Consider the following 22,460-nt stretch of genomic DNA (forward strand, 5'->3'; position numbering starts at 1 on the left):
GAAGCAAACAAATGTCCTTGACAAGGAACATTAAATAGAAGAAAAAAACCGGGCATTGCCCGGTTTTTCTTTTGGAGCAAAAGAACTTATCCCCGAATTTTGCTTACTTTTTGTTTTTCTCCTTTGATACCATATTGACTACTTTATAACCTGGTTTCATTTTAATCTTCTTAATACCACTATTCATTGTGACTTGGTACATGGTAAATTTTCGAGGCTGATGTTCCAGTCTATCAATTTTTTTAATGGTTTCTTTTTGAAAATATTTATGTATTTTCTTCGTTTGCTTTTCAGGTTTTTCACCGTAAAGAAAATCGTAGGCAATAATAAATAGAAAAATAAATACCGCCCCAATTACTAGTGTGTATAAGGTTGAATACAAAAATGACAAGGTTGACATCCTTTCTATGTAGCATAGAGTTGGAGATTGACTCAGTATGATAAAAAACCATTATAACTTAAAACCATGCCATTATAAAATAATTCATTGATAGCAGTTTTGTTATCTAAAGAAATAACATTATTTTTGATTGGGTACACTAAAAGAATATAAAAAATATTTTTGTTTATTTGTCCGCTAGATATGCACAACCATAAAAATTTATGATAAAGTATAGCATAGCAATCCTTTAATACCAGTGTTTAACAAAGGTGTATATGTCCGCCTGAAACGGACGATTGTTTTTCCGTAAACAACAAATCACGTTCAAATGAATAAAGGGGGAATTGAATATGTCCAGTACTATTTTGGAGCAATTTTTAAATGAAAATCTTGATAATTTAAAGGGAAAAGGTTTGTACAATATCATCGATCCACTCGAAAGCCCCAATGGACCAGTTATAACAATTAACGGCAGAGAGCTAGTCAATCTGTCTTCCAACAACTATTTAGGCTTAGCCACGGATGAACGTTTGAAAAAAGCCGCTAATGAGGCGATAGAACAATACGGAGTTGGCGCAGGGGCCGTTCGAACCATCAACGGAACGCTTAAACTCCATGTTGAACTGGAAGAAAAATTAGCTGAATTCAAACATACAGAAGCAGCGATTGCTTACCAATCTGGATTTAATTGTAACATGGCGGCTATTTCCGCAGTAATGGATAAAAATGATGCGATTCTTTCGGATGAATTAAACCATGCGTCGATAATCGACGGCTGCCGGCTTTCCAAAGCAAAAATTATCCGTGTGAACCACTCCGATATGGAAGATTTACGTGCAAAAGCAAAAGCAGCAAAAGAGTCAGGCCTTTACAATAAAATTATGGTGATTACAGACGGCGTGTTCTCGATGGACGGTGATATTGCTTTACTGCCTGAAATTGTCAAGATTGCTGAGGAATTTGATCTGATTACATATGTAGACGATGCTCATGGATCAGGTGTGCTTGGAGATGGGGCAGGGACCGTTAAGCATTTTGGTCTTTCTGATAAAATTGATTTTCAAATCGGTACATTATCTAAAGCAATTGGCGTGGTTGGCGGTTATGTCGCGGGTAAGAAAAATCTCATTGACTGGTTAAAAGTTCGCAGCCGTCCATTCCTATTTTCGACCTCATTAACTCCTGCCGATGTGGCAGCAAGTAAGAAGTCAATTGAAATCTTAATGGAGAGCACGGAACTGAACAAAAAGCTCTGGGAAAATGGAAATTATCTAAAAAAAGGCTTGAAAGGGTTAGGTTTTAATATCGGCAACAGCGAAACTCCGATCACTCCTTGTATTATCGGGGACGAAGCACTTACTCAACAATTCAGTAAACGTTTGAATGATGAAGGGGTTTATGCCAAGGCGATTGTGTTCCCAACCGTTCCACAAGGGACTGGACGGGTGCGTAACATGCCAACAGCTGCACATACAAAAGAAATGCTCGATCAAGCGATTGCTATTTATGAAAAAGTCGGCAAGGAAATGGGCGTTATTTAGGTATCACCCTAACTGATTGAGTAACGTAAAAATAAAGTAAATCACTATTTTTAGTAAGAGTGAAGAGGACGGAGAAACGACGATGAAGCGTATTTTAATCACAGGTGCTTTAGGGCAGATTGGATCAGAATTAACTTTAAAGCTAAGAGACATCTATGGTGCGGATAATGTCATTGCTACAGATATTAAAAAGAATGACAGCGAAGCCGCTCAAAGTGGTCCTTTTGAGACCGTCGATGTAACGAATTTAAACCAAATGGTGGAAGTAGCTAAAAAATACAACGTTGATACTGTTATGCATTTAGCCGCTCTTTTATCAGCTACAGCAGAAGCCAAGCCTGTGTTTGCCTGGAATTTAAATATGGGAGGGCTAATGAATGGATTGGAAACTGCAAAAGAGCTAAAGGCGCAATTTTTCACACCAAGTTCGATTGGTGCTTTTGGTCCATCCACACCTAAGGACCAAACCCCCCAAGATACGATAATGCGTCCAACGACGATGTACGGTGTCAATAAAGTGGCAGGGGAATTATTGTCTGATTACTATTTCCAAAAGTTTGGTGTCGATACCCGCGGCTTGCGTTTTCCAGGGTTAATTTCCTATGTTGCACTTCCTGGCGGAGGGACTACGGATTATGCCGTTGAAATCTATTATGAAGCGCTCAAGAATGGCCAATATACTTCATACATTGATAAAGGTACCTATATGGATATGATGTATATGCCCGATGCCCTAAATGCAATTGTTGACTTAATGGAGGCAGATTCAGCAAAATTAATCCACCGTAATGCTTTCAACGTGACAGCGATGAGCTTTGATCCTGAAGAAATTGCGGCTTCTATCGCTAAATATGTACCTGGATTTGAAATTTCTTATAATGTTGATCCAGATCGTCAAAAAATTGCGGAAAGTTGGCCAAATTCAATTGATGCTAGTGCGGCAAAAGAGGAATGGGGCTTTAAATACGCGTTTGATTTGGATAAAATGACCAAGGATATGGTGGAGAAGCTACGTCAAAAAATATAATAATAATTATAATAATCCTGGACCAACATGGTTCAGGTCTTTTTTTTTGCATAAAAGAAACAGCGAAGCAACTAAGGCTTCGCTGTTATCTTGTTACATAGATATATTTGTCTTTTTTCTCGGTAACTCTACCAATAATCGCAGCATATGCTAGACCATTAGAATGTAGCTTGTCGACATATTGAGCCGCTTCCTGTTCACTAAGTGAAACAAACAGACCCCCAGATGTAATCGCATCACATAGGACCAGCTGCTCCTCCGGAAGAATATCCTCATAAACAACATCATCAGCTATCCATTTATGATTCGACTTAGAACCACCAGGCACCACACCATTTTTCGCTAATTCAAGAGCACCTTCTAAAACAGGGACTTGTGAGAGTGAGAATTCAAAACTGACATTACTACCACGTGCCATTTCACTGCCATGTCCAAGTAATCCGAATCCAGTTACATCAGTTACAGCGTGAGGATGAAATTCGGTTAACACTTCAGCTGCCACTTTATTTAGCGTTGCCATTGTTTCTGTCACTATTCGTTCCTGCTCGGGTGTTACCACACTTCTCTTTATACCGGTTGTGATAATACCCACACCAATCGGCTTAGTTAACACGAGAACATCACCAGGCTTGGCGCCGACATTTTTCCAAACTTTATCGGGATGGACTATACCTGTAACGGAAAGTCCAAATTTAGGTTCCTGATCATCAATTGAATGGCCGCCAACGGTAATCGCACCGGCTTCTTTTACTTTATCTGCCGCTCCTCGAAGAATATCAGCTAGCATTTCGGCACCCAACTTTTTAATCGGAAAGCCGACAATATTCATAACTGTTTTAGGTTCACCCCCCATGGCATAAACATCGCTTAATGCATTTGCAGCCGTGATCTGACCAAACATATATGGATCGTCGACGATTGGGGTAAAGTAGTCAACTGTCTGTATCAAAGCGATGGAGTCGGTTATTTGGTAAACTCCTGCATCATCAGAAGTATCAAGTCCCACTAATAATTCAGGAACAGGTTCTTGTTTCGGTAATTGACGCAACACTTGCGCCAGGTCCTCAGGACCAATTTTACAGCCTCAACCCGCTTTTGTTGACAAAGAAGTTAGGCGAATTTTATCTTGTTCACTCAACATGTCCACCTCCATTTATATAGTATAACTCTTTCAAAAAAAAACCGCACGAATAGACAAAAAAATTGCTGAAGGAAAAGGAATAGGTTAAAATATTAACACTATCCTGATGTAGGAAACACTTTTTTGGAGGGTATTTTTATGAAGAACTATCATGTTATTGTTGAATTTTGCATGCAATGAAATTACGCACCAAAAGCCGCGAGTTTCGCGGAAGAGCTATTTAATCATTTTTTTAGAGATATTCAAAAGTTAGAACTGATTCCAAGTTCAGGCGGCGCTTTCGAAGTGACCGTGAATGGAGAGAAGATCTATTCGAAGCTCGAAACAGGTGTTTTCCCTGATACCGATGAAATGATAGAGATCATTTCTAAAAAATAGGCTATGTTAAAGGTCATTGTTGATTTTTATAGCCTACGTTAATTTGGGCGGAAGGCGCGAATCGACAGACCAGTTTAACAGAGCAAAAAAAACACCCCTCAAATCCGTTTGGAAATGAGGGGTGTTTTTTTACAGATAAAATTATTATGTTAACTTAAGCATAAAAAATGATGCCACAAGTTTTCTTAAGGCAGGGTAATGAATCTATTTTTTCCTACTCCTCTTTCTATTTTAGAAATAAATACCTCTAGAATTCCATTTGTAAATGTAGCAAATACGTTCTGATTAATGACTTGAAACGGAAAATTAATGGAACGGACTCGTTTTTGTTTATTCATGTAAGGGGGGTATTTGGATGCAGAAATCATTAATTTATTTCCTTCTATATATACCTTTATTTCCGAAGCCTCGAATTCCCTTAAAATGGCCTCAACAATCCATTCCTTTTCTGTTTCATAAAGATCGATTGGAAATTGTGTTTCATCATAATAAGTAGTAAGTGGATCAAGAAAATAGTTTTCCAGCCATTTCTCCACTAAGTCAAAATCCAAGGTTTGATTTTTAAGTTGTTTCTTTTTTGACATATCTAATCCCCCTTGCTCGTTTCATTTTATTCAATGTGACTTAAAACGTGAAACTGATGTGATATAATTGGGAAAGTTAGAGCGCCCGATTGTAAATTCCACTCATTCAAACGGGCGGCTACTAGTCAAATGTCAGAGGAAAAGAACATGTGATAAAGGAGTTTTTATGTTGAAAGAATGGCTACGCTCAATTCCACCGGTCCATGAACTTCAAAATCATGAGAGGTTTTTAACTCTCCTTCTACAAAGTCAGCTTGATCGTACGCTTCTGACCAAACAGCTTAAAGAGGTCATTGACAACATTAGGGAAGCAATCCTAAACGATAATTGGCCAGGTGGCAGGCCAGGGACCAACCATTTTATTGAAGACCTATTTTTTATTCTCGAAACAAAAATACAGAAACAGTATTCTTATACCTTAGAAAAAGTCATAAATGCGACAGGAACTATTTTACATACAAACCTAGGAAGGGCTAGATTAAGCGAAAATGCAATCAACCATGTGATTGACACTGCAAGAAACTATTCAAATCTTGAATATAAGCTAACGGAAGGTGAAAGAGGTTCAAGACATAGTCATGTTGAAGAATTAATTAAAGATATCACCGGTGCAGAAGCGGCTATGGTGGTTAATAATAATGCTTCTGCTGTCTATCTGGTTTTAAGAGTTCTAGCTGCTAACAAAGAAGTCATTGTTTCAAGGGGACAGCTTGTTGAAATCGGTGGCTCTTTTCGAATCTCATCTATAATGGAAGAAAGTGGTGCAAAGCTTGTAGAAGTTGGCACCACTAATAAAACACATCTTAATGATTACGAAAAAGCTGTCAGTTCAGAAACTTCGATCGTCATGAAGGTACATACGAGCAACTTTAAGGTCATCGGATTTACCAAATCTGTTGAGTCCGAAGATCTTGTTGGGCTTACGAAACGAATAGATGGTGCCATTTTTTATGAAGATCTTGGAAGTGGTGCTCTATATGACTTTAGAAAGCACGGAATTGGTGAAGAACCGGTAGTAAAAGAGGTCATTGAATTAGGGGCAGATGTTGTAACCTTCAGTGGTGACAAGCTTCTTGGCGGTCCACAGGCCGGAATAATTGCTGGAAAAAAAGAAATCATTGGTCGCTTAAAAAAACACCAGTTGGCACGCGTTGTCCGGGTTGATAAGATGACTTTGGCTGCGCTTGAGGGGACGTTAATCGATTATGCCCGTGGAGAAAATGGCGTAGTAAATATTCCAACCGTTCGTGATTTATTAGTTTCCTCTGAAGAATTAGACGAACGATCGCAGTCGTTTGTTACAAATCTATTACAAAATACTGGAAAATATGTTACAAAAATTACAGAAGGAAGAAGTCAAGTGGGTGGGGGGACGATGCCGGATGTTGAGCTTCCAACCATGGTCGTGTCCTTAAAACATCGTGAATTGACGGCAGAACAGTTGGGAAGAAAGCTTCGATCCGAAGTGAAACCAGCAATTGTTGGAAGGATTCAAAAAGATGAATTTATCATTGATTTACGTACCGTGACTCCAGAAGAAGAAGAGGACCTGCTTCGGGCATTAATTAAAGTATAGAAAAGCTTAGTAATCGACTGATGCCCCAGCACTTAAACAAAGTGCTGGGCATTTTTTGACTTGCGCCTATCTTATAAGTTTCTACATATCGTGATGTGTATTATGTTTGGCTCTAGTATGGTTGCGATTCTTGACTTTGTGGGAACCGCTTAATGGTTCAGGCTGCCCCGATTGTTTTGGTGCATTTTTCCGCATGTCTTTGCCATCGTTTTTGTTCATATTGCATCCCTCCTATATGTTAGGATGCAGTGATAAAGTCCTTTTATACCGTATATTTTTTGTTGTTCTGTGCAATTTAACGGTAAACAAAATGAAGGAGTGAATGAAGAAAGATGGATAAATTCCCATACAATAAAGATAAACAACAAGCGTTTCAAGCAGCACAGCAGGGGTATGAGAATGCACAAGGACTATTCGAGACAATTGTAAGTGATAGTGCAAGTTATGGTCATCAACTAAAGCATCTAAAAGACGAAGTCAATGAAGCCTACCAACAAATTGAAAATGCACTAGAAGTAGCATCGGAACATCAACGATCGCAGCTAGAGCGTTTCCAGCAGGATCTGCAAAGCATGGTGACAGAAGTAAACCAGACAGAATAGGAAAAGCAGGCGGGGGAGCCCGCCTGCTTTTTGCTATTATTGATTTTTCTTTCGTTTTTTGTTATTCATTCTTTCTTTTGCAGTTAATTCTGGTTCGCTCGCCATTTCCTCATTAAAACCTGCACCTTTACCTTGCCCCTTGGCTGCATTCATCCCTGGAATTACATGATTAGACTTTCGTTTCACCATTCTAATCACCTCCTACACTTTTACTATTTCCTCCATAGCAAAAAACATGACATTGAAAAAGTTTTTTGAGATAATAAATAATGAAAAAGGCGGTTTTCCCATGACTTAAATCACATAAGCACAAATAGTGTTTTTTGAATTTTCAGAACAAAATACATAAAAAACATAAGTGAAACTTATCAATCGCAATAACTTTCTTGTAATTTACTTATGTAATCGCTTGTATTAAGATTAGAATTGTGAGAAAAGTTAAGCAGGATGGGAAAATTCAAACTTTTCAACTTTTCGTTAATTTTCGATTTATTAATGACGAATTAGGGGGTTTTTTACATGGTAAAAAATGATGTATTTAACGCACGCACTTCCTTTGAAGTGAATGGTAAACGTTACAACTATTACCGTTTAAGTGCACTAGAAGAGGCTGGAATTGGAAAAGTTTCTAATTTGCCTTACTCTGTAAAAGTACTACTTGAATCTGTATTACGCCAATTAGATGGCCGTGCAATTTCAAAAGAGCATGTTGAAAACTTAGCAAAATGGGGCACAAATGAGCTAAAAGAAGTGGACGTACCATTTAAGCCAGCTCGTGTTATCCTTCAAGACTTTACAGGTGTTCCAGCAGTCGTTGACCTTGCTTCTTTAAGAAAAGCAATGGCAGACTTAGGCGGAGATCCTGACAAAATCAACCCTGAAAAAACGGTTGATCTTGTAATCGACCACTCCGTACAGGTTGATGCATATGGAGCAGCTGATTCCTTAAAAATTAACATGGATTATGAATTCGAACGTAATGCTGAGCGCTACCAATTCTTAAGTTGGGCGCAAAAATCATTTAATAACTATCGCGCCGTTCCACCTGCAACAGGTATCGTACACCAAGTAAACCTTGAATACTTGGCTGATGTTGTCCACGTTGCAGAAACAGACGGTGAATTAGAAGCTTATCCAGATACTTTGGTTGGTACGGACTCCCATACAACAATGATCAATGGTCTTGGTGTTCTTGGATGGGGCGTTGGCGGTATTGAAGCTGAAGCAGGAATGCTAGGTCAGCCTTCATACTTCCCTGTACCAGAAGTAGTAGGTGTTAAATTAACAGGTGAGCTTCCAAACGGTGCTACAGCAACTGACCTTGCTTTAAAAGTAACTCAAGTTCTTCGCAGTCATGGGGTTGTAGGGAAATTCGTTGAGTTCTTCGGACCAGGAGTATCAGTACTGCCACTTGCAGACCGTGCAACAATTGCAAACATGGCCCCTGAATACGGTGCTACTTGCGGATTCTTCCCAATTGATGATGAATCACTTGCATACATGCGCTTAACAGGCCGTGAAGAAGAGCATATCAATGTAGTAGAGCAATACTGCAAAGCAAACGGTTTGTTCTTTGATCCAGCGATCGAGCCAGTTTATACAGATGTAGTTGAAATCGACCTTTCAGTCATTGAAGCAAATCTATCTGGTCCAAAGCGTCCTCAAGATTTGATTCCACTTTCTAAAATGAAAGAGGAATTCGTGAAAGCTGTTTCTGCTCCACAAGGAAACCAAGGCTTCGGCTTACAAGCAGATGAGCTTGACAAGTCTGCAACTGTTAATTTCCTAAACGGTGACGAAACTACTATTAAAACTGGTGCCGTCGCAATTGCTTCAATCACAAGCTGTACCAATACATCTAACCCATACGTTCTAGTAGGTGCAGGACTTGTTGCGAAGAAAGCAGTTGAATTAGGAATGGAAGTTCCTAAATTCGTAAAAACTTCCTTAGCACCAGGATCTAAAGTTGTAACTGGATATCTTCGTGATTCGGGGTTACTTCCTTACCTAGAGCAAATCGGCTTCAACCTCGTTGGTTACGGATGTACAACATGTATCGGTAACTCCGGACCATTAAAGGAAGAAATCGAAAAAACAATCGCAGAAAACGATCTTTTAGTTACATCTGTTCTTTCCGGTAACCGAAACTTCGAAGGACGAATTCACCCGCTTGTTAAAGCAAACTACCTTGCTTCACCACCATTAGTTGTTGCTTACGCTCTTGCTGGTACTGTAAATATTGATTTTGCAAACGAAGCAATTGGTAAAGATAAAGATGGAAATGATGTATTCTTCAAGGATATCTGGCCATCAACGGCTGAAGTTAATGATGTTGTTAAACGTACAGTAACTCCTGAACTATTCCGCCGGGAATATGCAAACGTGTTCGGTGACAACGAGCGTTGGAATGATATCAAAACAAGCAATGAGCCTTTATATACTTTTGATGAGGATTCTACTTACATCGCAAATCCGCCGTTCTTTGAAGGCTTATCACCAGAACCAGGTATCGTCGAGCCATTAGCAGGACTACGTGTTGTTGGTAAATTTGGTGATTCAGTTACAACTGACCACATTTCACCTGCAGGAGCAATTGGTAAAAATACTCCAGCTGGTAAATATCTGCTAGAAAAAGGCGTTGCAATCCGCGACTTTAACTCTTACGGATCCCGTCGTGGTAACCACGAAGTAATGATGCGTGGAACGTTCGCAAACATTCGTATTCGTAACCAAATCGCACCAGGAACAGAAGGTGGGGTAACTACTTACTGGCCAACTGGCGAAGTGACATCTATTTACGATGCTTGCATGAAGTATAAAGAAAACGGCACTGGATTAATCGTTCTTGCTGGTAAAGATTACGGAATGGGTTCTTCACGTGACTGGGCTGCTAAAGGTACAAACCTTTTAGGTATTAAAACAGTTCTTGCTGAAAGCTTTGAACGTATTCACCGTTCAAACCTTGTATTAATGGGTGTGCTTCCACTTCAATTTAAAGATGGCGAAAGCGCTGAAACACTTGGCTTGACAGGTAAAGAAACCATTGATGTTCAAGTAGACGAAAATGTAAAACCACGTGACCTTCTAAAAGTAACTGCAATGGACGAAGCTGGTAACAAGAAAGAATTTGAAGTTCTTGTTCGTTTTGACTCTGAAGTTGAAATTGATTACTACCGTCACGGCGGAATTCTTCCAATGGTTCTACGTGAAAAATTACAAGCTTAATATTGAAAAACACCATGCCAGCTGGTATGGTGTTTTTTATGGAAGAAATGTTTGACAAATTTTATGATCGTCTAATAAAATAAAACTAACAAACGAAAAGGAATGATTAAGGTACGATGAAATTATAATCTTATTTTTCAGACATGATTCGAATAACGAAAAATGTTGAACCTGAAGAATAGGATTCGTCTGTCCTTTTTTATGTCCTGATCGTATATGCCAATAAAACCTTTAAAAGGTTTATTTGTTGATTCATATTAACGGAAAATTGGGATCATTTCTAAGACATAATCTCTCTTCAGGTTCAATTGAAGGGAGTTTTTTTATGCAATCAAATCAAAAAACAGTCATTAAAGTAATCGGCTTAGAAAAAAGTTTTCATTTAAGAAAGGTATTCGAAAATATCCAATTCGATATAAAGAACGGGGAAAGGATTGGCCTTGTCGGGTACAATGGTACAGGAAAGACAACACTAGCCAATATCCTTTTTGGAAAAATAACACCCGATAAAGGGATCATCGAAAAATCAAGCGAGTTAACAATAGGCTATTTATCGCAGTCGATTGATTATGAGATAAGTGATTTTCATCAGTCATTATCAGGAAGCACAACGAAAGAATTATTCCAGCATGCTAGTGAGTTAGGTCTTCAAAAGGTCTATGACTGGGAGGAAGACCGATTAAATCATTTAAGCGGAGGGGAAAAATTAAAACTGGCACTCTCGACGGTTTGGGCATCAAAACCTGACTTCTTAATTTTGGATGAACCGACAAATCACTTGGATTTTCATGGGATTGAGTGGCTGATAACCGAACTAGAAAAATTTCAAGGACCTGTCTTAATTATCTCTCATGACCGTCATTTTTTAGATGAAACAGTGCATCGTATTTTCGAAATTGAACATGGCAAACTCCACTTTTACAATGGTAACTATAGTGACTATCGTGTTGAAAAACAACATCGGGCGGAGAATCAGCGCCATCAATTTAGCGCCCAGCAACGGCAAATAGAAATGGTTGAATCACAAATGGAACAATTAAAGTCATGGTCAGAAAAAGCCCATCGTGATTCAACCAAAAAGGGATCAGGACCCAGTAAAAGACAAAATGGTATTAAGGAATATCATCGGGCTAAGGCTAAAAAAACAGACAATCAAGTGAAATCAAAAATGAAACGTCTGCAAAATGAGCTTGAAAAAAATAAAATTGATAAGCCGTTAGATGAAGTTCAAGTAAGGTTCCAGTTTGACACTCAAGGGAAGAGAGGCAAACGGATTGTCGAGGCCAAGCGTCTAAATAAATCGTACGAGGATCGAACACTCTTTCATAGCTCTAACTTCTACATTAATCATGGAGAGCGAATGGGACTCTTAGGGGAAAATGGCTGCGGGAAAACGACATTAATTAAGATGATCCTAGATCAAGAGACGTATACAGATGGTAATATATGGAAGAGTGAATCGATAAACGTTGCTTATTTAAGTCAGGATGTTGATGATTTACCAGACGATAAATCGGTGATGGAGGCTTTAGGTTTCACAGATAGGGAAGATGTGTTAAAAGCACGGACCTTACTCGCCAATTTGGGCTTACAAGACGCGTTCATTACTAAACCAATTAGGACTTTGAGTTTAGGCGAACGAACACGAGTAAAGCTAGTCGATATGTTAATGAAAGAATACGATGTTCTTATCCTAGACGAACCGACGAATCATTTGGATTTGCCGAGCAGGGAGCAGCTGGAAAAGACATTAGCAGAGTTTAAAGGGACGATCATAACGGTTTCCCATGATTATTATTTCTTAAATAAATTATGCGACCGGCTGCTAGTATTTGAAAACCAGCAAATTAAACGGGTAGAAATGACACCAGAGGAATATTTTAATAAAAAAATAAAGAATGAGGATAATCAAGAAGAAGCATTATTAATCATTGAAAACAAGATCGCTGTGATTTTGGGAGAATTATCATTAATCGATCAAAAAGATCCTAAATATCTTGTATTAGACCAAGAATTTAAAGAACTTCTTAAGCAAAAACGGAATTTAAGCAATTAACAACAAAAGAGAGCAGGGATATCTGCTCTCTTTTGTTGTTTTCCCCCGATAATTGATGGTTTATTTGTGAAAAAATCGGATTTATTTAAGAATCCAAAAGTTGATTATTTTTCATCTAATATGGTAAGCAGTTCTTTCTCTTTTTCCGCTCGTATCCCCGATTTCCACTCATATTCCGTCAAATGGCGAGTTTTCTCCCACTCATAAATATCAGCGATACTTTCCTCAAGCTTTCTAAAAGAAAGTCCACTCTGAATGGCTTTATCCACGTTGATGGAGAAAGCACCTTTCCAAGGCTCTTTAGTCTCAGGTGATAAAGGATAGTTCTCTGGTACCCAGAGAGGCATCTCTGTCCAAGGGGCCACTTTTTGATCCAAAAGGAATTTCTCATCTGCCCAAACCACATCTGCATTTGAATCAGTCACTTTGATACATGCGTCGATAAACTCTTTCATCGTTAGAGAATAATCAGGCCCTGTTGCATTATAGGTTCCTGTGGAATCCTGCTCTTCCATATCGAGAATCCAATTCGAAAGGTCTTTATTGTCAATCACCTGCACACGTCGATGAGGGCTCCCGGGCACCATAACCTTGCCGCCTTTTGAAATTCTGTTAATCCAATAGGGAACACGGTCGGTATAATCATTCGGCCCAATTAACTGACCCGCACGAACGTTTAACACTCGTCCAGGCAAATTTTTTTCAGCAATCTGCTCACATAACGCTTTAAAATGTCCATAATATTCATAAACCGGCTCGTCTGAATCCATTGAAAGTTTATTAGCTTCCTCAAGTGACATTTCTAAAACAGAGTAGCTTTCATCTAAATTTTCTGGAACCCAGTCTTGGTAAACGGATATACTCGAGATGAATGTATAATGTTTTACGCGATCCTTCAATAAATTGGTTGTATTTTGGACCGTATATGGAATAAATCCGCTTGTATCCAAAACAGCATCCCAGTGGCGGTTTTGAAGCGCTTTCAAATTACCAAACCGATTCCCAGTAAGGACTTCAACGTTTTTTATTCCTGGATTTTGAATTCCGCGATTAAAAATCGTCACTTCATGATTTCGCCTCAAAGCCTCTTCCACAAATGTTCTCCCCAAAAAGCGACTTCCACCTAAAACAAGAATCTTCAAAAGAATCCCCTCCAGTCTTGTTTTTATTTTAACAAATTTTCGCGCAATTTAGTTAATATTTAAGAATTCCATCTTATAAAAATGAAAGTATTGCATATGTCATGGATATTGTTAAAATTACATAGGTAGAAGTTGAAATTTAATACATAATAGAGGTTATTTAAGCAGAAGGGATGTTTCTCCATGGAAAACACATACTTACAATCCGTTTCTTATGAAAACGGAGTCCTTAAAATACTTGACCAAACCAAAATTCCAAATATAACAGAATTTCTTGAAATGACTAAAATTGAAGACGCCTGGGCTGCAATAAAACAATTAAAAGTCCGTGGTGCCCCAGCGATTGGAATCGCGGCAGCATATGGTTTAGTGCTTGGTATAAAAGATGCACCTAAAAATTCCTTTGAAGATTTTTATGCTCATTTTAAAAAGCAATCCGATTATTTGGCCACTTCACGACCTACCGCAGTTAACCTATTTTGGGCACTAAAACGAATGAATGACAGAGCCTTAAAAGAAAAAGAATTACCGATCCTTCAAATCAAAGAAGCACTAGAAAATGAAGCACATACTATTCGCAATGAAGATGAAGAAGTTTGCCGTACGATCGGGGAGAATGCATTAAACCTTTTAAAGGATGGGATGGGAGTTCTCACACACTGCAATGCGGGCGGCATCGCTACAGCAAGATATGGAACAGCCCTTTCTCCGCTTTATTTAGCAAAAGAAAAAGGCTGGGATATAAAGGTGTTTGCGGATGAAACAAGGCCGCTTTTACAAGGTGCTCGTTTGACAGCTTGGGAACTTATGCAAGCTGGCATTGATGTCACCCTAATCACAGACAATATGGCAGCAATGGTCATGCAAAAAGGCTGGGTTGACGCTGTTATCGTCGGTTGTGATCGCGTAGCGGCAAATGGTGATGTCGCCAACAAGATTGGAACATACGGCGTGGCATTATTAGCGAAGGCCCATAATATTCCGTTTTACGTAGCGGCACCGCTCTCTACCATTGATTTAGAAACTAAGACAGGTGCTGATATCCCAATCGAGGAGAGGGATGCCTCCGAAATAACTGAAGGATTTGGAAAAAGGACAGCCCCTGAAGGTGTAAAAGTATTTAACCCAGCATTTGATGTCACTCCTAATGACTTAGTCACAGCAATAATAACCGAAAAGGGTATAATAAAAGGAAATTATCAGGAAGAGCTAATTAGACTTGTTCAATCCTAAAAAACGGCAATCAGGATGCCCATGATTACGGAAATATTATCGAGTGATCTTAATCCAATTGTTGAAATAGTCACGAAAAATATTTTAGCTGAAATGGGAAACATCTATAAAAACATGTAATCTTTGTGAATTGTCACAGTTTCGGCATATCCAAGTTTTGTTTCACCTAAGTTTATAGTGTAAAATCGAAGTAGCAGAGTATGAAGTAAAGGAGGATTCGGGGATGATTAAAAAAGTAATTGCTGCTGTAATATTAGTTACATTACTTACAGTAGCGATTGTTCAGGCAATGGATAAAAAAACAGAAACTCCCGAAACTACAAGTCAAACAACAGCTGGTAATGAAGGACTCGCTATAGGAGCAAAGGCACCTGATTTTGAACTTAAAACATTAACAGGTGAGACCGTGAAACTCTCCAATTTAAAAGGAAAAAAAGTTATGCTTAACTTTTGGGCAACATGGTGTCCGCCTTGTAAAGCAGAAATGCCAGCTATGGAGCAATTTTCTAAGCAAATGGAAAAGGATATCGTAATTTTAGCGGTTAACATTGATCCACAATTAGATGTCCAAGGATTTGTTGATGAAAATAAAATTACTTTTCCAATCCCTCTTGATGCCGATGATAAAGTAAATGAAAATTATCAAGTACTTTCCATTCCAACTACATATTTTATTGATAGTAAAGGGATGATCCAGAATAAATATGTCGGTGGAATGAAACTTGAAGATATGAAAGATTTTACAAATAAACTAAAATAAACAAAAGACGTTGGATTACTCCAGCGTTTTTTTCTTTTATAATAAATATTTAAAAAACGATATAATTTTCAAAAAGTTGTAATAATTGCAACCGTTTCCGGGCATAATTACTGTTACAATAGGAAATAAGGACGGTGATACCGATGAGAAAACCTAGAAAACGCTCGTTTGCAGAGCTTGTATCTGAAAATAAATCACAACTTTTAAAAGATCGTGCTGCAATTGAAAAAATCGAACAACGCTTGGAAGAAAAACGTCTCGGTAAAGCAGAATAACTAAAAAAGATTACCAATTATGTTTTCCAACCTTATGGAGAAAATGAAAGTAAGGAGGGATCATGACATGGGTAATCCGAAAAAAGATAGCAAACATTTTGTACCTAGCCATACTGGCACACAACCCCGAGGGTTTAATGGGAATAAGGGGAAGAAAATGAATGATACATCAGGGCAGCATGCCCAAGTAATTCAAACAAAAGGTGAATAGGTATAGATTATAAGACTCAATGGGCGAAAGCCCCTGGGTCTTTTTTGTCATTAAAAAATTTTTTTAGTTTAATTTTTGGAGTCAGTAACAAACTATATTTGTACCAATTACACCATAGGAGGAATTATGATGGCCTATAATAACAAACCGAATCCAGATGATCGCAGCGATAACGTTGAAAAGCTTCAAGCAATGATTCAAAATACGGAAAATAATATCGAAGCAGCTGAAGAATCTTTAGCATTAACAGACAGTGAGACCACACGTCAGGAAATTGAAGCAAAGAATGAACGCCGACGTGAAAGCATCGACTCCTTCCGTTCAGAAATTAAGGATGAGGCGCATAATCAAGAAAGCTAAAAAAGTGGGAGACCTGTTCATTATGGACAGGTCTTTTTGTTTAGGTATAGAGCGACTGTTATGGTAAGATAGAAAGGAAATTTTGAAGAAGAAGTGATAACCTTGAGACAACTAGTAAATCAACTTACAGTACATGATAAATTAAAGCAATGGGAACTTGAATTGAACGAAAACGGGTCCATTTCAAATGAAAGTGCACTAATTTCCGCTCTTACGTACGAATCCAATCCCGTTATCCTATCAAAGATATTAACACTTGCCGCTTTGTCACGGATTGGTCGAAATAAAAAGGATAAAATGGCAACGGTATGGCTTGAAAGAGCGCTTAAACTTTACCCTGATAATCAAGCCGCAAAAGAATATATGATGCAATCGGATTGGAAAAAGATGGAGGGGTTACTTTCGCAGCTTACCTTTCCTGCAATGAGAGAAACAGATAATCGAACAGCCAAAAAGAAAACAGCGGAACAATACATAGAAGTGTGTCAGAACTTTTTAACGGATGCCGATGAGATTCACCAGGTTTTAGAAACGAAAAGAGAGCTTTCCTCAACATTAGAAAATAAGGATTTATTCCAAAAACATCAGCTTCTTTCCGGGTTGTTGTCTTCTGCTATAGACGAAACAGGAAACTTATTAAAGGCAGCTGAGGAGTACGATCAATCGATTACAGGTGTTTTCCATACTTCCACCTATTATGATGACTTGAAATTGCACTTATCTAATTTAGAGGAAATTAAAGCTACTTGGCAAAGGGAATTTATTGAAGAAGAAACTGAGAGTCTTCCTGATCGAATCAATGCCTTGGATCAACTGAATGAAATGATTGGGATGGAGTTTGTTAAAAATCGGATCAATGATTTTTACCGATTTTTAAAGTACCAAAAGCAGCGGAAGGAGCTCGGTTTTCAAATAAAGGACGAATTGAGCTTGAACATGATCTTAACCGGTAATCCGGGTACAGGAAAAACAACACTTGCCAGGTTACTTGCGAAAATTTATCACGAATTAGGTGTCTTGCCTCGTGAGGAAGTAATTGAGACGGATCGTTCGCAGCTTGTCGGTTCATTTGTCGGCCAAACAGAAGAAAACGTCCGAACGGTTGTCGAGCGCTCTATTGGCGGGGTGTTATTTATTGATGAGGCCTATAGTCTAAAACGTGAGGGGCAAACAGGCAACGATTATGGTCAAGCGGCGATTGATACACTGGTTTCGCTTATGACAGGAAATGAATATGGCGGGAAATTCGCGGTCATTATGGCAGGCTATCCTGAGGAAATGCGTTCCTTTCTAGATGCTAATCCAGGTTTACGAAGCCGTTTTCCTCAGTCCAATCTCATCCATTTGCCAAATTATTCGAATGAAGAATTAATAAGCATTGCAGAACATGTGGCATCAGATAATGATTACTTCCTTAGCGAAGAAGCAAAAATCGAAATCAATCATCGTCTCGATCGTGAACGGGTGGATGATTCCTTTGGAAATGCAAGAACAGTCCGCAATATTGTCTTAGATGCGATTTTTAAAAAGGGCTCTGACAAGGAAGTAAAGGATGATAACATCTTAGATTATATGTTACTGAATAAAGAGGACTTTCTTTTAGACAAAGAGGAAAGTGTAGAGTCTCCTTATGAACAATTGGATCGACTAATTGGGTTAGACGCCTTAAAGGTTGAGATGCGGTCCCTTTTCAAGTTTGTAAAAATGCAGCAGTACCGGATGAAAAAAGGGCTGCCGCCCGTACCTATTCAACTTCATGCTGTTTTCACAGGAAACCCTGGTACAGGGAAAACAACCGTAGCTAAGATTTATGCGGAGCTTTTAAAGGAATGTGGCATTTTAAAACGAGGTCATCTTATCGTAGCAAGCAGGGCAGATTTTGTAGCCGGATATGTAGGTCAAACGGCAGGGAAAACAAAGAAAAAAATTAGGGAAGCGCTCGGTGGTGTCTTATTTATTGACGAGGCCTATTCCCTTTTCAGTTCGACAACAGGTGATTTTGGTAAAGAGGTCATAGATACACTTGTTGATGAAATGACCAAGCATAATGAAAACCTAGTCGTTGTCTTGGCAGGTTACCCACATGAAATGGACTTGCTCCTAGAAAGCAATCCTGGTCTTCGCTCCCGCTTTAAAAAGTTCTTTTTATTTCCTGATTATTCACCAGAGGAACTGCTTGAAATCATGGCGTTCTATGCTAATAGTTTTCAATACCACCTAACAGGGGAAGCAAAAGTGCTGTTACTACAAAAGATGGATGAAGAATCCTTCAAAGGGAATGGCCGTTTTGCAACAAACATGGTGGATGAAATGATTCAAGCACAGGCCTCAAGATTAATGGATGTTGCAGAAGATGAAGATCTTTTTGAAAAGTCCCTGCTGCTTGAGGTAGCAGATGTAATAAAGGCAATCAATAAAATGTAAAATATGATAACGAAAGGGTCGTGACCCGTGGGAAATTTATTTATTTCGACTAGAGAAATTCAGCTCTATTATGCTGATACAGATATGATGGGTGTTATTTACCATGCTAATTATCTAAAGTTTTTTGAACTTGGCAGAACAGGATTTATTGAAGATATTGGATACAATTATCTTGCCATGGAGGAGTCAGGTTATTTTGCTCCTGTTTATGACGTTCAAGTGACCTACAAAAAACCGTTACGCTATGGTGATAAAGGGTTTGTAAAAACATGGGTAGAATTAAATAATGGCATCAAAACTGTTTATGGATATACGATTGTAAATGGCGATGATGAAATATGTGCAGAAGGAAAAACAACCCATATTATTGTTAAAAAGGATAATTTTAGACCGTCTTCATTCAAAAAGGCATTTCCTGAATGGTATTTAAAATATGAGGAAATTAAGAAAAAGGACTAAAATTCTTACTTTTATCGACGAAATAATTTATACATTGAGGTGTCTTGATTGGCCTTTGGAATTAAAAAACAGCAAATAAGCGAATGGAAAAGAAAAATTGACCACGGAGAAATTGCGTTTTTAACCCATTATTGGCTTGATGATCGCTTTCCAGGTTCAAATACAGTCACTAAGGTGGGCTGCAATGACCTTGTAAAATTAGCTGTTTGGGGCCAAAAACATGGGTTAAGGAAAGAATGGATCCATCATCGGAAGGATGGTTATTCGCATTTTGATTTAATAGGTGAGCGACAAAGAGAAATTTTACAAAAAGAAGGTTTGTTTGAACATATATGGCAAAAAGAAATCCGTCCACTTGAAGAGTAACCACTCTAAAAGTGCGGATTTCTTTTTAGTTTAGGAATTTCGGCAAATTTATACGGGAATCCTACCCCATCCGGATACTATTAATAGGATCGTGATCAAGGTATGAACAATGAAAGCTGGAATGATACTTTTAGATGATAACGTTAATAATCCAAATATTAATCCTAGAAAAATATAAAGAATTGATATTAAGATTGAAAATCCAAACATGGTCGTATGTAAACCAAAAGCAATGCTGGTGACGATCAAACCTAATCGTTGATTGGTTATCGTAATCAGTTTATAAAGAAGTATTCCGCGCCACAAAACCTCTTCTAGCAATGCATTGATGATTGAAAACAATAAAATGAATAGCAAAGGATGCCATTGCACTTCATCTTTTTTTATCAAAAGTATCCCAATAATAGCTAGTATTGAAAGAAGGCAAAGGATAAGAAAAAATTTTCTTAACGAAAAAGCGAAGTTAAAAGGGAATTGAATTTCTCCTGATAGCATAGGGTTTTTTAAAAATGGACTAATTATGAAGAAGTTATCCATATACACTAGCAATAGATTACCTAAAAAAAATGATATGACCATCCAGGCAAATAAGCGTTTCTCTTCCTTAAAAAAGCAACTAATAATAATAAAGCAATCAGAAAAACAAAAAAAGGAGTGTAGTAACCTCTTGCAAAAAAATAGGTCATGGTTAAAAATAACAAACTTAACAAGATACCTTGTCGATTAATACCTTCCATCCGCTTTGTTCCTCCTACCTTTCTTTTATGAGTAAAAAGGCCCCGCTTTACCGGAGCCATTGTTGCATATGTGTTTGAATTTCTTTAAATTTCGCATTAGCATTTCGAAGACCAAATGATCCTGCTTTCTCTAATGGAACCACACGGAAATTATGATTCTTTTTACTTGCGACATAGGTTGGATAAAAAGCCGGGTTAGACAAATCAATGGTGGTTCCTTTTTCTGATACATGTTTTGTAATATCAATGGTGGTTAAACCGCCAATATCTTTATAGTCGCCATGTTGGGCGGAAATAAAATTCCCTAATGAATAAACGACGAATGTTTGTTTCCCTTCCGCTGTTTTTATCCATTCCATTGGCTGCAAGACATGGGGATGAGAGCCAAAGATAATGTCGACTCCTTCATTAGCAAGAAATTTTGCAAGGTCTTTTTGTTCTTTTGTCGGCATTCGCTTGTACTCATTACCCCAATGGATGCTCATGACCACTACATCTGATTGCTTTTTGGCGCGATGAATTTCTTCTTTCATCGATTCGCGATTAATCAGGTTGACGAGAAAATCTTTTCCGTCTGGTACTGGGATTCCGTTCGTTCCGTAGGTATAGGAGAGGAAAGCAAGCTTAATCCCATTTTTATTTAGTATCCTCAAATTTTGGCGGTCCTTTTCATCAAGGAAGCTTCCCACATGTGGCAGTCCAATACTTTCTAAATAAGCGGCTTCCGACTTAATCCCTTTTTCGCCTTTATCTAACGTGTGATTATTCGCTGTTGATACTATATCGACCCCTGTATGGACGAGTGCATCTGCTAGCTCGTATGGGCTATTGAACCTTGGATAACCGGAAAGACCCAGTGCTTGTCCCCCTAACATACTTTCTTGATTGGCCGTTAAAAAGTCTGGCTTTTCTAATAGAGGTTTCACATTTTCAAACATAGGTTCAAAATGATAGGCAGCTCCATTAAAGGCATCTTTATAAACTTTGTCGTGAATCAAAATATCCCCTATGGCACCAAGTGTTACTTTTTCTGTTATCTCGTGATTGATCAATAGTAAAGAACGAGGCTTATGCTCTTTTAAAGGATAAACTTTTTCGTCTTCATCTGAATGTTGACTTTGTTGAATTAAGAGATAAGAAGCTAATCCGACACATGCAACAATAATTAAAACTGAAGGTATAATAGCATTCCGTTTCATAATTACTCCTTAATAGGCGCTTGTTTTTTATGTAATCCATTTTTAGACTGTTAGTTATACTATATTATATACTTCTATAATTTTAAAACTATTTAATAAATTAAAAAGGAACCGCTTTAGGTTCCTTTTCATTATAACCATTTAATTTTCGGTTCCGTTTTATTAATAATTCTTTTAATATTGGCTCGGTGCCGGTATATCACAAACGATGCTAGTAGAAATACTACGATGAGCAATGGGATGTCCCATTCACGAATAATACCAGTAACTATAGCAAACAGAACAGCTGTAATTCCTGCGATCATCGAGGATAAGGAAACATATTTTGATAGGTATAAGCTGATAAAAAAGATAACAAGGACTGTGATAAACATATACGGTGCGTAGAACAATACGACACCACCTGAAGTAGCAACGGCTTTTCCGCCACGAAAACCGGCAAAAATCGGATAGGTATGACCGATAACAGCCAGTACTCCAGCCATTAATGGATTCACATCGACATGAAAAAGATAGGGCAGAGATGCTGCTAGTGTCCCTTTCAGTATATCAGCAAGTGTCACCGCCATGCCCGCCTTAACACCGAGTGTCCGAAACGTATTTGTTCCGCCTAAATTTCCGCTCCCATGCTGGCGAATATCTGTTTTATAAAATACTTTTCCGATAATTAAACCAGAAGGGATTGAACCTAGTAAATACGCAAGAACCAAAACTAAAATAATTTGAACCATTAACAAATTCTCCTTCAACAAAAAGATCCAGTCCTTCTATTTTACCATGTA

General features: G+C 38.2%; 25 protein-coding genes. 15 read left to right on the top strand and 10 right to left on the bottom strand.

The window, feature by feature from the left end:
* Positions 1-103: 103 nt before the first annotated feature.
* Complete coding sequence (locus J7E66_RS23355) at positions 104-391, bottom strand: hypothetical protein (protein ID WP_215004249.1); 288 nt, start codon at positions 389-391, stop codon at positions 104-106.
* A gap of 341 nt (positions 392-732) precedes the next feature.
* Between J7E66_RS23355 and J7E66_RS23360 the strand changes: the two genes are divergently transcribed.
* Positions 733-1,923: a glycine C-acetyltransferase gene (locus J7E66_RS23360; RefSeq protein WP_215004251.1), complete on the top strand. Its 1,191-nt coding sequence runs from the start codon at positions 733-735 to the stop codon at positions 1,921-1,923.
* A gap of 82 nt (positions 1,924-2,005) precedes the next feature.
* Positions 2,006-2,950: an L-threonine 3-dehydrogenase gene (locus J7E66_RS23365; RefSeq protein ID WP_215004253.1), complete on the top strand. Its 945-nt coding sequence runs from the start codon at positions 2,006-2,008 to the stop codon at positions 2,948-2,950.
* Between the two features lie 85 nt (positions 2,951-3,035).
* Here J7E66_RS23365 and selD read toward each other — a convergent pair whose 3' ends face one another.
* Positions 3,036-4,091, bottom strand: a complete 1,056-nt coding sequence (gene selD, locus J7E66_RS23370) for a selenide, water dikinase SelD (protein WP_374103882.1) — start codon at positions 4,089-4,091, stop codon at positions 3,036-3,038.
* Positions 4,092-4,229: 138 nt separating this feature from the next.
* Here selD and J7E66_RS32960 point away from each other — a divergent pair, with 138 nt between their 5' ends.
* Complete coding sequence (locus J7E66_RS32960) at positions 4,230-4,469, top strand: Rdx family protein (protein WP_348982605.1); 240 nt, start codon at positions 4,230-4,232, stop codon at positions 4,467-4,469.
* A 185-nt stretch (positions 4,470-4,654) separates the two neighbouring features.
* Here the strand turns inward: J7E66_RS32960 and J7E66_RS23380 are convergent, their stop codons facing one another.
* On the bottom strand, positions 4,655-5,053 hold the full coding sequence (locus J7E66_RS23380; RefSeq protein WP_215004257.1) for an Hsp20/alpha crystallin family protein: 399 nt from the start codon (positions 5,051-5,053) through the stop codon (positions 4,655-4,657).
* A 169-nt stretch (positions 5,054-5,222) separates the two neighbouring features.
* On the opposite strand from J7E66_RS23380, the gene selA reads away from it, so the two are divergent.
* A complete protein-coding gene (gene selA, locus J7E66_RS23385) occupies positions 5,223-6,629 on the top strand; it encodes an L-seryl-tRNA(Sec) selenium transferase (protein WP_215004259.1) in 1,407 nt (468 codons plus the stop codon).
* Positions 6,630-6,710: 81 nt separating this feature from the next.
* On the opposite strand, the gene J7E66_RS23390 is transcribed toward selA, so the two are convergent.
* Positions 6,711-6,848: a small acid-soluble spore protein P gene (locus J7E66_RS23390; RefSeq protein ID WP_088087701.1), complete on the bottom strand. Its 138-nt coding sequence runs from the start codon at positions 6,846-6,848 to the stop codon at positions 6,711-6,713.
* Positions 6,849-6,961: 113 nt separating this feature from the next.
* On the opposite strand from J7E66_RS23390, the gene J7E66_RS23395 reads away from it, so the two are divergent.
* Positions 6,962-7,231, top strand: coding sequence for a hypothetical protein (locus tag J7E66_RS23395; protein ID WP_088087700.1), 270 nt, complete (start codon positions 6,962-6,964; stop codon positions 7,229-7,231).
* A 36-nt stretch (positions 7,232-7,267) separates the two neighbouring features.
* Here J7E66_RS23395 and sspO read toward each other — a convergent pair whose 3' ends face one another.
* The gene (gene sspO, locus J7E66_RS23400) at positions 7,268-7,420 is read right to left on the bottom strand and encodes a small acid-soluble spore protein O (RefSeq protein ID WP_026567316.1); all 153 of its coding nucleotides are present in this window, start codon (positions 7,418-7,420) and stop codon (positions 7,268-7,270) included.
* A gap of 330 nt (positions 7,421-7,750) precedes the next feature.
* Between sspO and acnA the strand changes: the two genes are divergently transcribed.
* Both acnA and abc-f read left to right on the top strand, forming a co-directional pair.
* A complete protein-coding gene (acnA, locus tag J7E66_RS23405) occupies positions 7,751-10,456 on the top strand; it encodes an aconitate hydratase AcnA (RefSeq protein ID WP_215004261.1) in 2,706 nt (901 codons plus the stop codon).
* Between the two features lie 325 nt (positions 10,457-10,781).
* Complete coding sequence (abc-f, locus tag J7E66_RS23410) at positions 10,782-12,512, top strand: ribosomal protection-like ABC-F family protein (RefSeq protein ID WP_215004263.1); 1,731 nt, start codon at positions 10,782-10,784, stop codon at positions 12,510-12,512.
* 104 nt (positions 12,513-12,616) lie between these two features.
* Here the strand turns inward: abc-f and J7E66_RS23415 are convergent, their stop codons facing one another.
* A complete protein-coding gene (locus J7E66_RS23415) occupies positions 12,617-13,654 on the bottom strand; it encodes an NAD-dependent epimerase/dehydratase family protein (protein WP_215004265.1) in 1,038 nt (345 codons plus the stop codon).
* A gap of 183 nt (positions 13,655-13,837) precedes the next feature.
* Between J7E66_RS23415 and mtnA the strand changes: the two genes are divergently transcribed.
* The 8 genes from mtnA to J7E66_RS23455 all read left to right on the top strand — a co-directional run bounded on the left by mtnA (position 13,838) and on the right by J7E66_RS23455 (position 19,742).
* A complete protein-coding gene (gene mtnA, locus J7E66_RS23420) occupies positions 13,838-14,887 on the top strand; it encodes an S-methyl-5-thioribose-1-phosphate isomerase (RefSeq protein ID WP_215004267.1) in 1,050 nt (349 codons plus the stop codon).
* A gap of 223 nt (positions 14,888-15,110) precedes the next feature.
* Entirely contained in the window at positions 15,111-15,647 is a 537-nt protein-coding gene (locus J7E66_RS23425; RefSeq protein WP_215004269.1) for a redoxin domain-containing protein, read from the top strand.
* Between the two features lie 143 nt (positions 15,648-15,790).
* Positions 15,791-15,922 (top strand): FbpB family small basic protein, encoded by a 132-nt coding sequence (locus J7E66_RS23430; RefSeq protein WP_088087694.1) that lies wholly within the window; start codon positions 15,791-15,793, stop codon positions 15,920-15,922.
* 67 nt (positions 15,923-15,989) lie between these two features.
* The gene (locus tag J7E66_RS23435; protein WP_098260605.1) at positions 15,990-16,133 is read left to right on the top strand and encodes an acid-soluble spore protein N; all 144 of its coding nucleotides are present in this window, start codon (positions 15,990-15,992) and stop codon (positions 16,131-16,133) included.
* A 129-nt stretch (positions 16,134-16,262) separates the two neighbouring features.
* On the top strand, positions 16,263-16,493 hold the full coding sequence (gene tlp / locus J7E66_RS23440; RefSeq protein WP_215004271.1) for a small acid-soluble spore protein Tlp: 231 nt from the start codon (positions 16,263-16,265) through the stop codon (positions 16,491-16,493).
* Positions 16,494-16,595: 102 nt separating this feature from the next.
* Positions 16,596-18,917 (top strand): AAA family ATPase, encoded by a 2,322-nt coding sequence (locus J7E66_RS23445; RefSeq protein WP_251033103.1) that lies wholly within the window; start codon positions 16,596-16,598, stop codon positions 18,915-18,917.
* A 27-nt stretch (positions 18,918-18,944) separates the two neighbouring features.
* Complete coding sequence (locus tag J7E66_RS23450; protein ID WP_215004275.1) at positions 18,945-19,376, top strand: acyl-CoA thioesterase; 432 nt, start codon at positions 18,945-18,947, stop codon at positions 19,374-19,376.
* Positions 19,377-19,424: 48 nt separating this feature from the next.
* The gene (locus tag J7E66_RS23455) at positions 19,425-19,742 is read left to right on the top strand and encodes a hypothetical protein (RefSeq protein WP_215004277.1); all 318 of its coding nucleotides are present in this window, start codon (positions 19,425-19,427) and stop codon (positions 19,740-19,742) included.
* Between the two features lie 48 nt (positions 19,743-19,790).
* On the opposite strand, the gene J7E66_RS23460 is transcribed toward J7E66_RS23455, so the two are convergent.
* From J7E66_RS23460 to plsY, 4 genes are all read right to left on the bottom strand, one after another.
* Positions 19,791-20,132 (bottom strand): CPBP family intramembrane glutamic endopeptidase, encoded by a 342-nt coding sequence (locus tag J7E66_RS23460; RefSeq protein WP_215004279.1) that lies wholly within the window; start codon positions 20,130-20,132, stop codon positions 19,791-19,793.
* Positions 20,133-20,299: 167 nt separating this feature from the next.
* A complete protein-coding gene (locus J7E66_RS23465) occupies positions 20,300-20,479 on the bottom strand; it encodes a hypothetical protein (RefSeq protein WP_215004281.1) in 180 nt (59 codons plus the stop codon).
* A gap of 47 nt (positions 20,480-20,526) precedes the next feature.
* Positions 20,527-21,678, bottom strand: coding sequence for a CapA family protein (locus tag J7E66_RS23470; RefSeq protein ID WP_215004283.1), 1,152 nt, complete (start codon positions 21,676-21,678; stop codon positions 20,527-20,529).
* 131 nt (positions 21,679-21,809) lie between these two features.
* The gene (gene plsY, locus J7E66_RS23475; RefSeq protein ID WP_215004285.1) at positions 21,810-22,409 is read right to left on the bottom strand and encodes a glycerol-3-phosphate 1-O-acyltransferase PlsY; all 600 of its coding nucleotides are present in this window, start codon (positions 22,407-22,409) and stop codon (positions 21,810-21,812) included.
* Between the last annotated feature and the right edge of the window lie 51 nt (positions 22,410-22,460).

The organism is Bacillus sp. ISL-7 (assembly GCF_018613065.1).

What these genes read in the sequence shown, in the direction of transcription:
- J7E66_RS23380 (WP_215004257.1), bottom strand. Translation starts at nt 5,053, where the DNA reads ATGTCAAAAAAGAAACAACTTAAAAATCAAACCTTGGATTTTGACTTA.
- J7E66_RS23430 (WP_088087694.1), top strand. Translation starts at nt 15,791, where the DNA reads ATGAGAAAACCTAGAAAACGCTCGTTTGCAGAGCTTGTATCTGAAAAT.
- J7E66_RS23465 (WP_215004281.1), bottom strand. Translation starts at nt 20,479, where the DNA reads ATGGAAGGTATTAATCGACAAGGTATCTTGTTAAGTTTGTTATTTTTA.
- J7E66_RS23395 (WP_088087700.1), top strand. Translation starts at nt 6,962, where the DNA reads ATGGATAAATTCCCATACAATAAAGATAAACAACAAGCGTTTCAAGCA.
- J7E66_RS23360 (WP_215004251.1), top strand. Translation starts at nt 733, where the DNA reads ATGTCCAGTACTATTTTGGAGCAATTTTTAAATGAAAATCTTGATAAT.
- tlp (WP_215004271.1), top strand. Translation starts at nt 16,263, where the DNA reads ATGGCCTATAATAACAAACCGAATCCAGATGATCGCAGCGATAACGTT.
- acnA (WP_215004261.1), top strand. Translation starts at nt 7,751, where the DNA reads ATGGTAAAAAATGATGTATTTAACGCACGCACTTCCTTTGAAGTGAAT.
- plsY (WP_215004285.1), bottom strand. Translation starts at nt 22,409, where the DNA reads ATGGTTCAAATTATTTTAGTTTTGGTTCTTGCGTATTTACTAGGTTCA.
- J7E66_RS23365 (WP_215004253.1), top strand. Translation starts at nt 2,006, where the DNA reads ATGAAGCGTATTTTAATCACAGGTGCTTTAGGGCAGATTGGATCAGAA.
- abc-f (WP_215004263.1), top strand. Translation starts at nt 10,782, where the DNA reads ATGCAATCAAATCAAAAAACAGTCATTAAAGTAATCGGCTTAGAAAAA.
- J7E66_RS23470 (WP_215004283.1), bottom strand. Translation starts at nt 21,678, where the DNA reads ATGAAACGGAATGCTATTATACCTTCAGTTTTAATTATTGTTGCATGT.
- J7E66_RS23435 (WP_098260605.1), top strand. Translation starts at nt 15,990, where the DNA reads ATGGGTAATCCGAAAAAAGATAGCAAACATTTTGTACCTAGCCATACT.
- J7E66_RS23425 (WP_215004269.1), top strand. Translation starts at nt 15,111, where the DNA reads ATGATTAAAAAAGTAATTGCTGCTGTAATATTAGTTACATTACTTACA.
- mtnA (WP_215004267.1), top strand. Translation starts at nt 13,838, where the DNA reads ATGGAAAACACATACTTACAATCCGTTTCTTATGAAAACGGAGTCCTT.
- J7E66_RS23390 (WP_088087701.1), bottom strand. Translation starts at nt 6,848, where the DNA reads ATGAACAAAAACGATGGCAAAGACATGCGGAAAAATGCACCAAAACAA.
- sspO (WP_026567316.1), bottom strand. Translation starts at nt 7,420, where the DNA reads ATGGTGAAACGAAAGTCTAATCATGTAATTCCAGGGATGAATGCAGCC.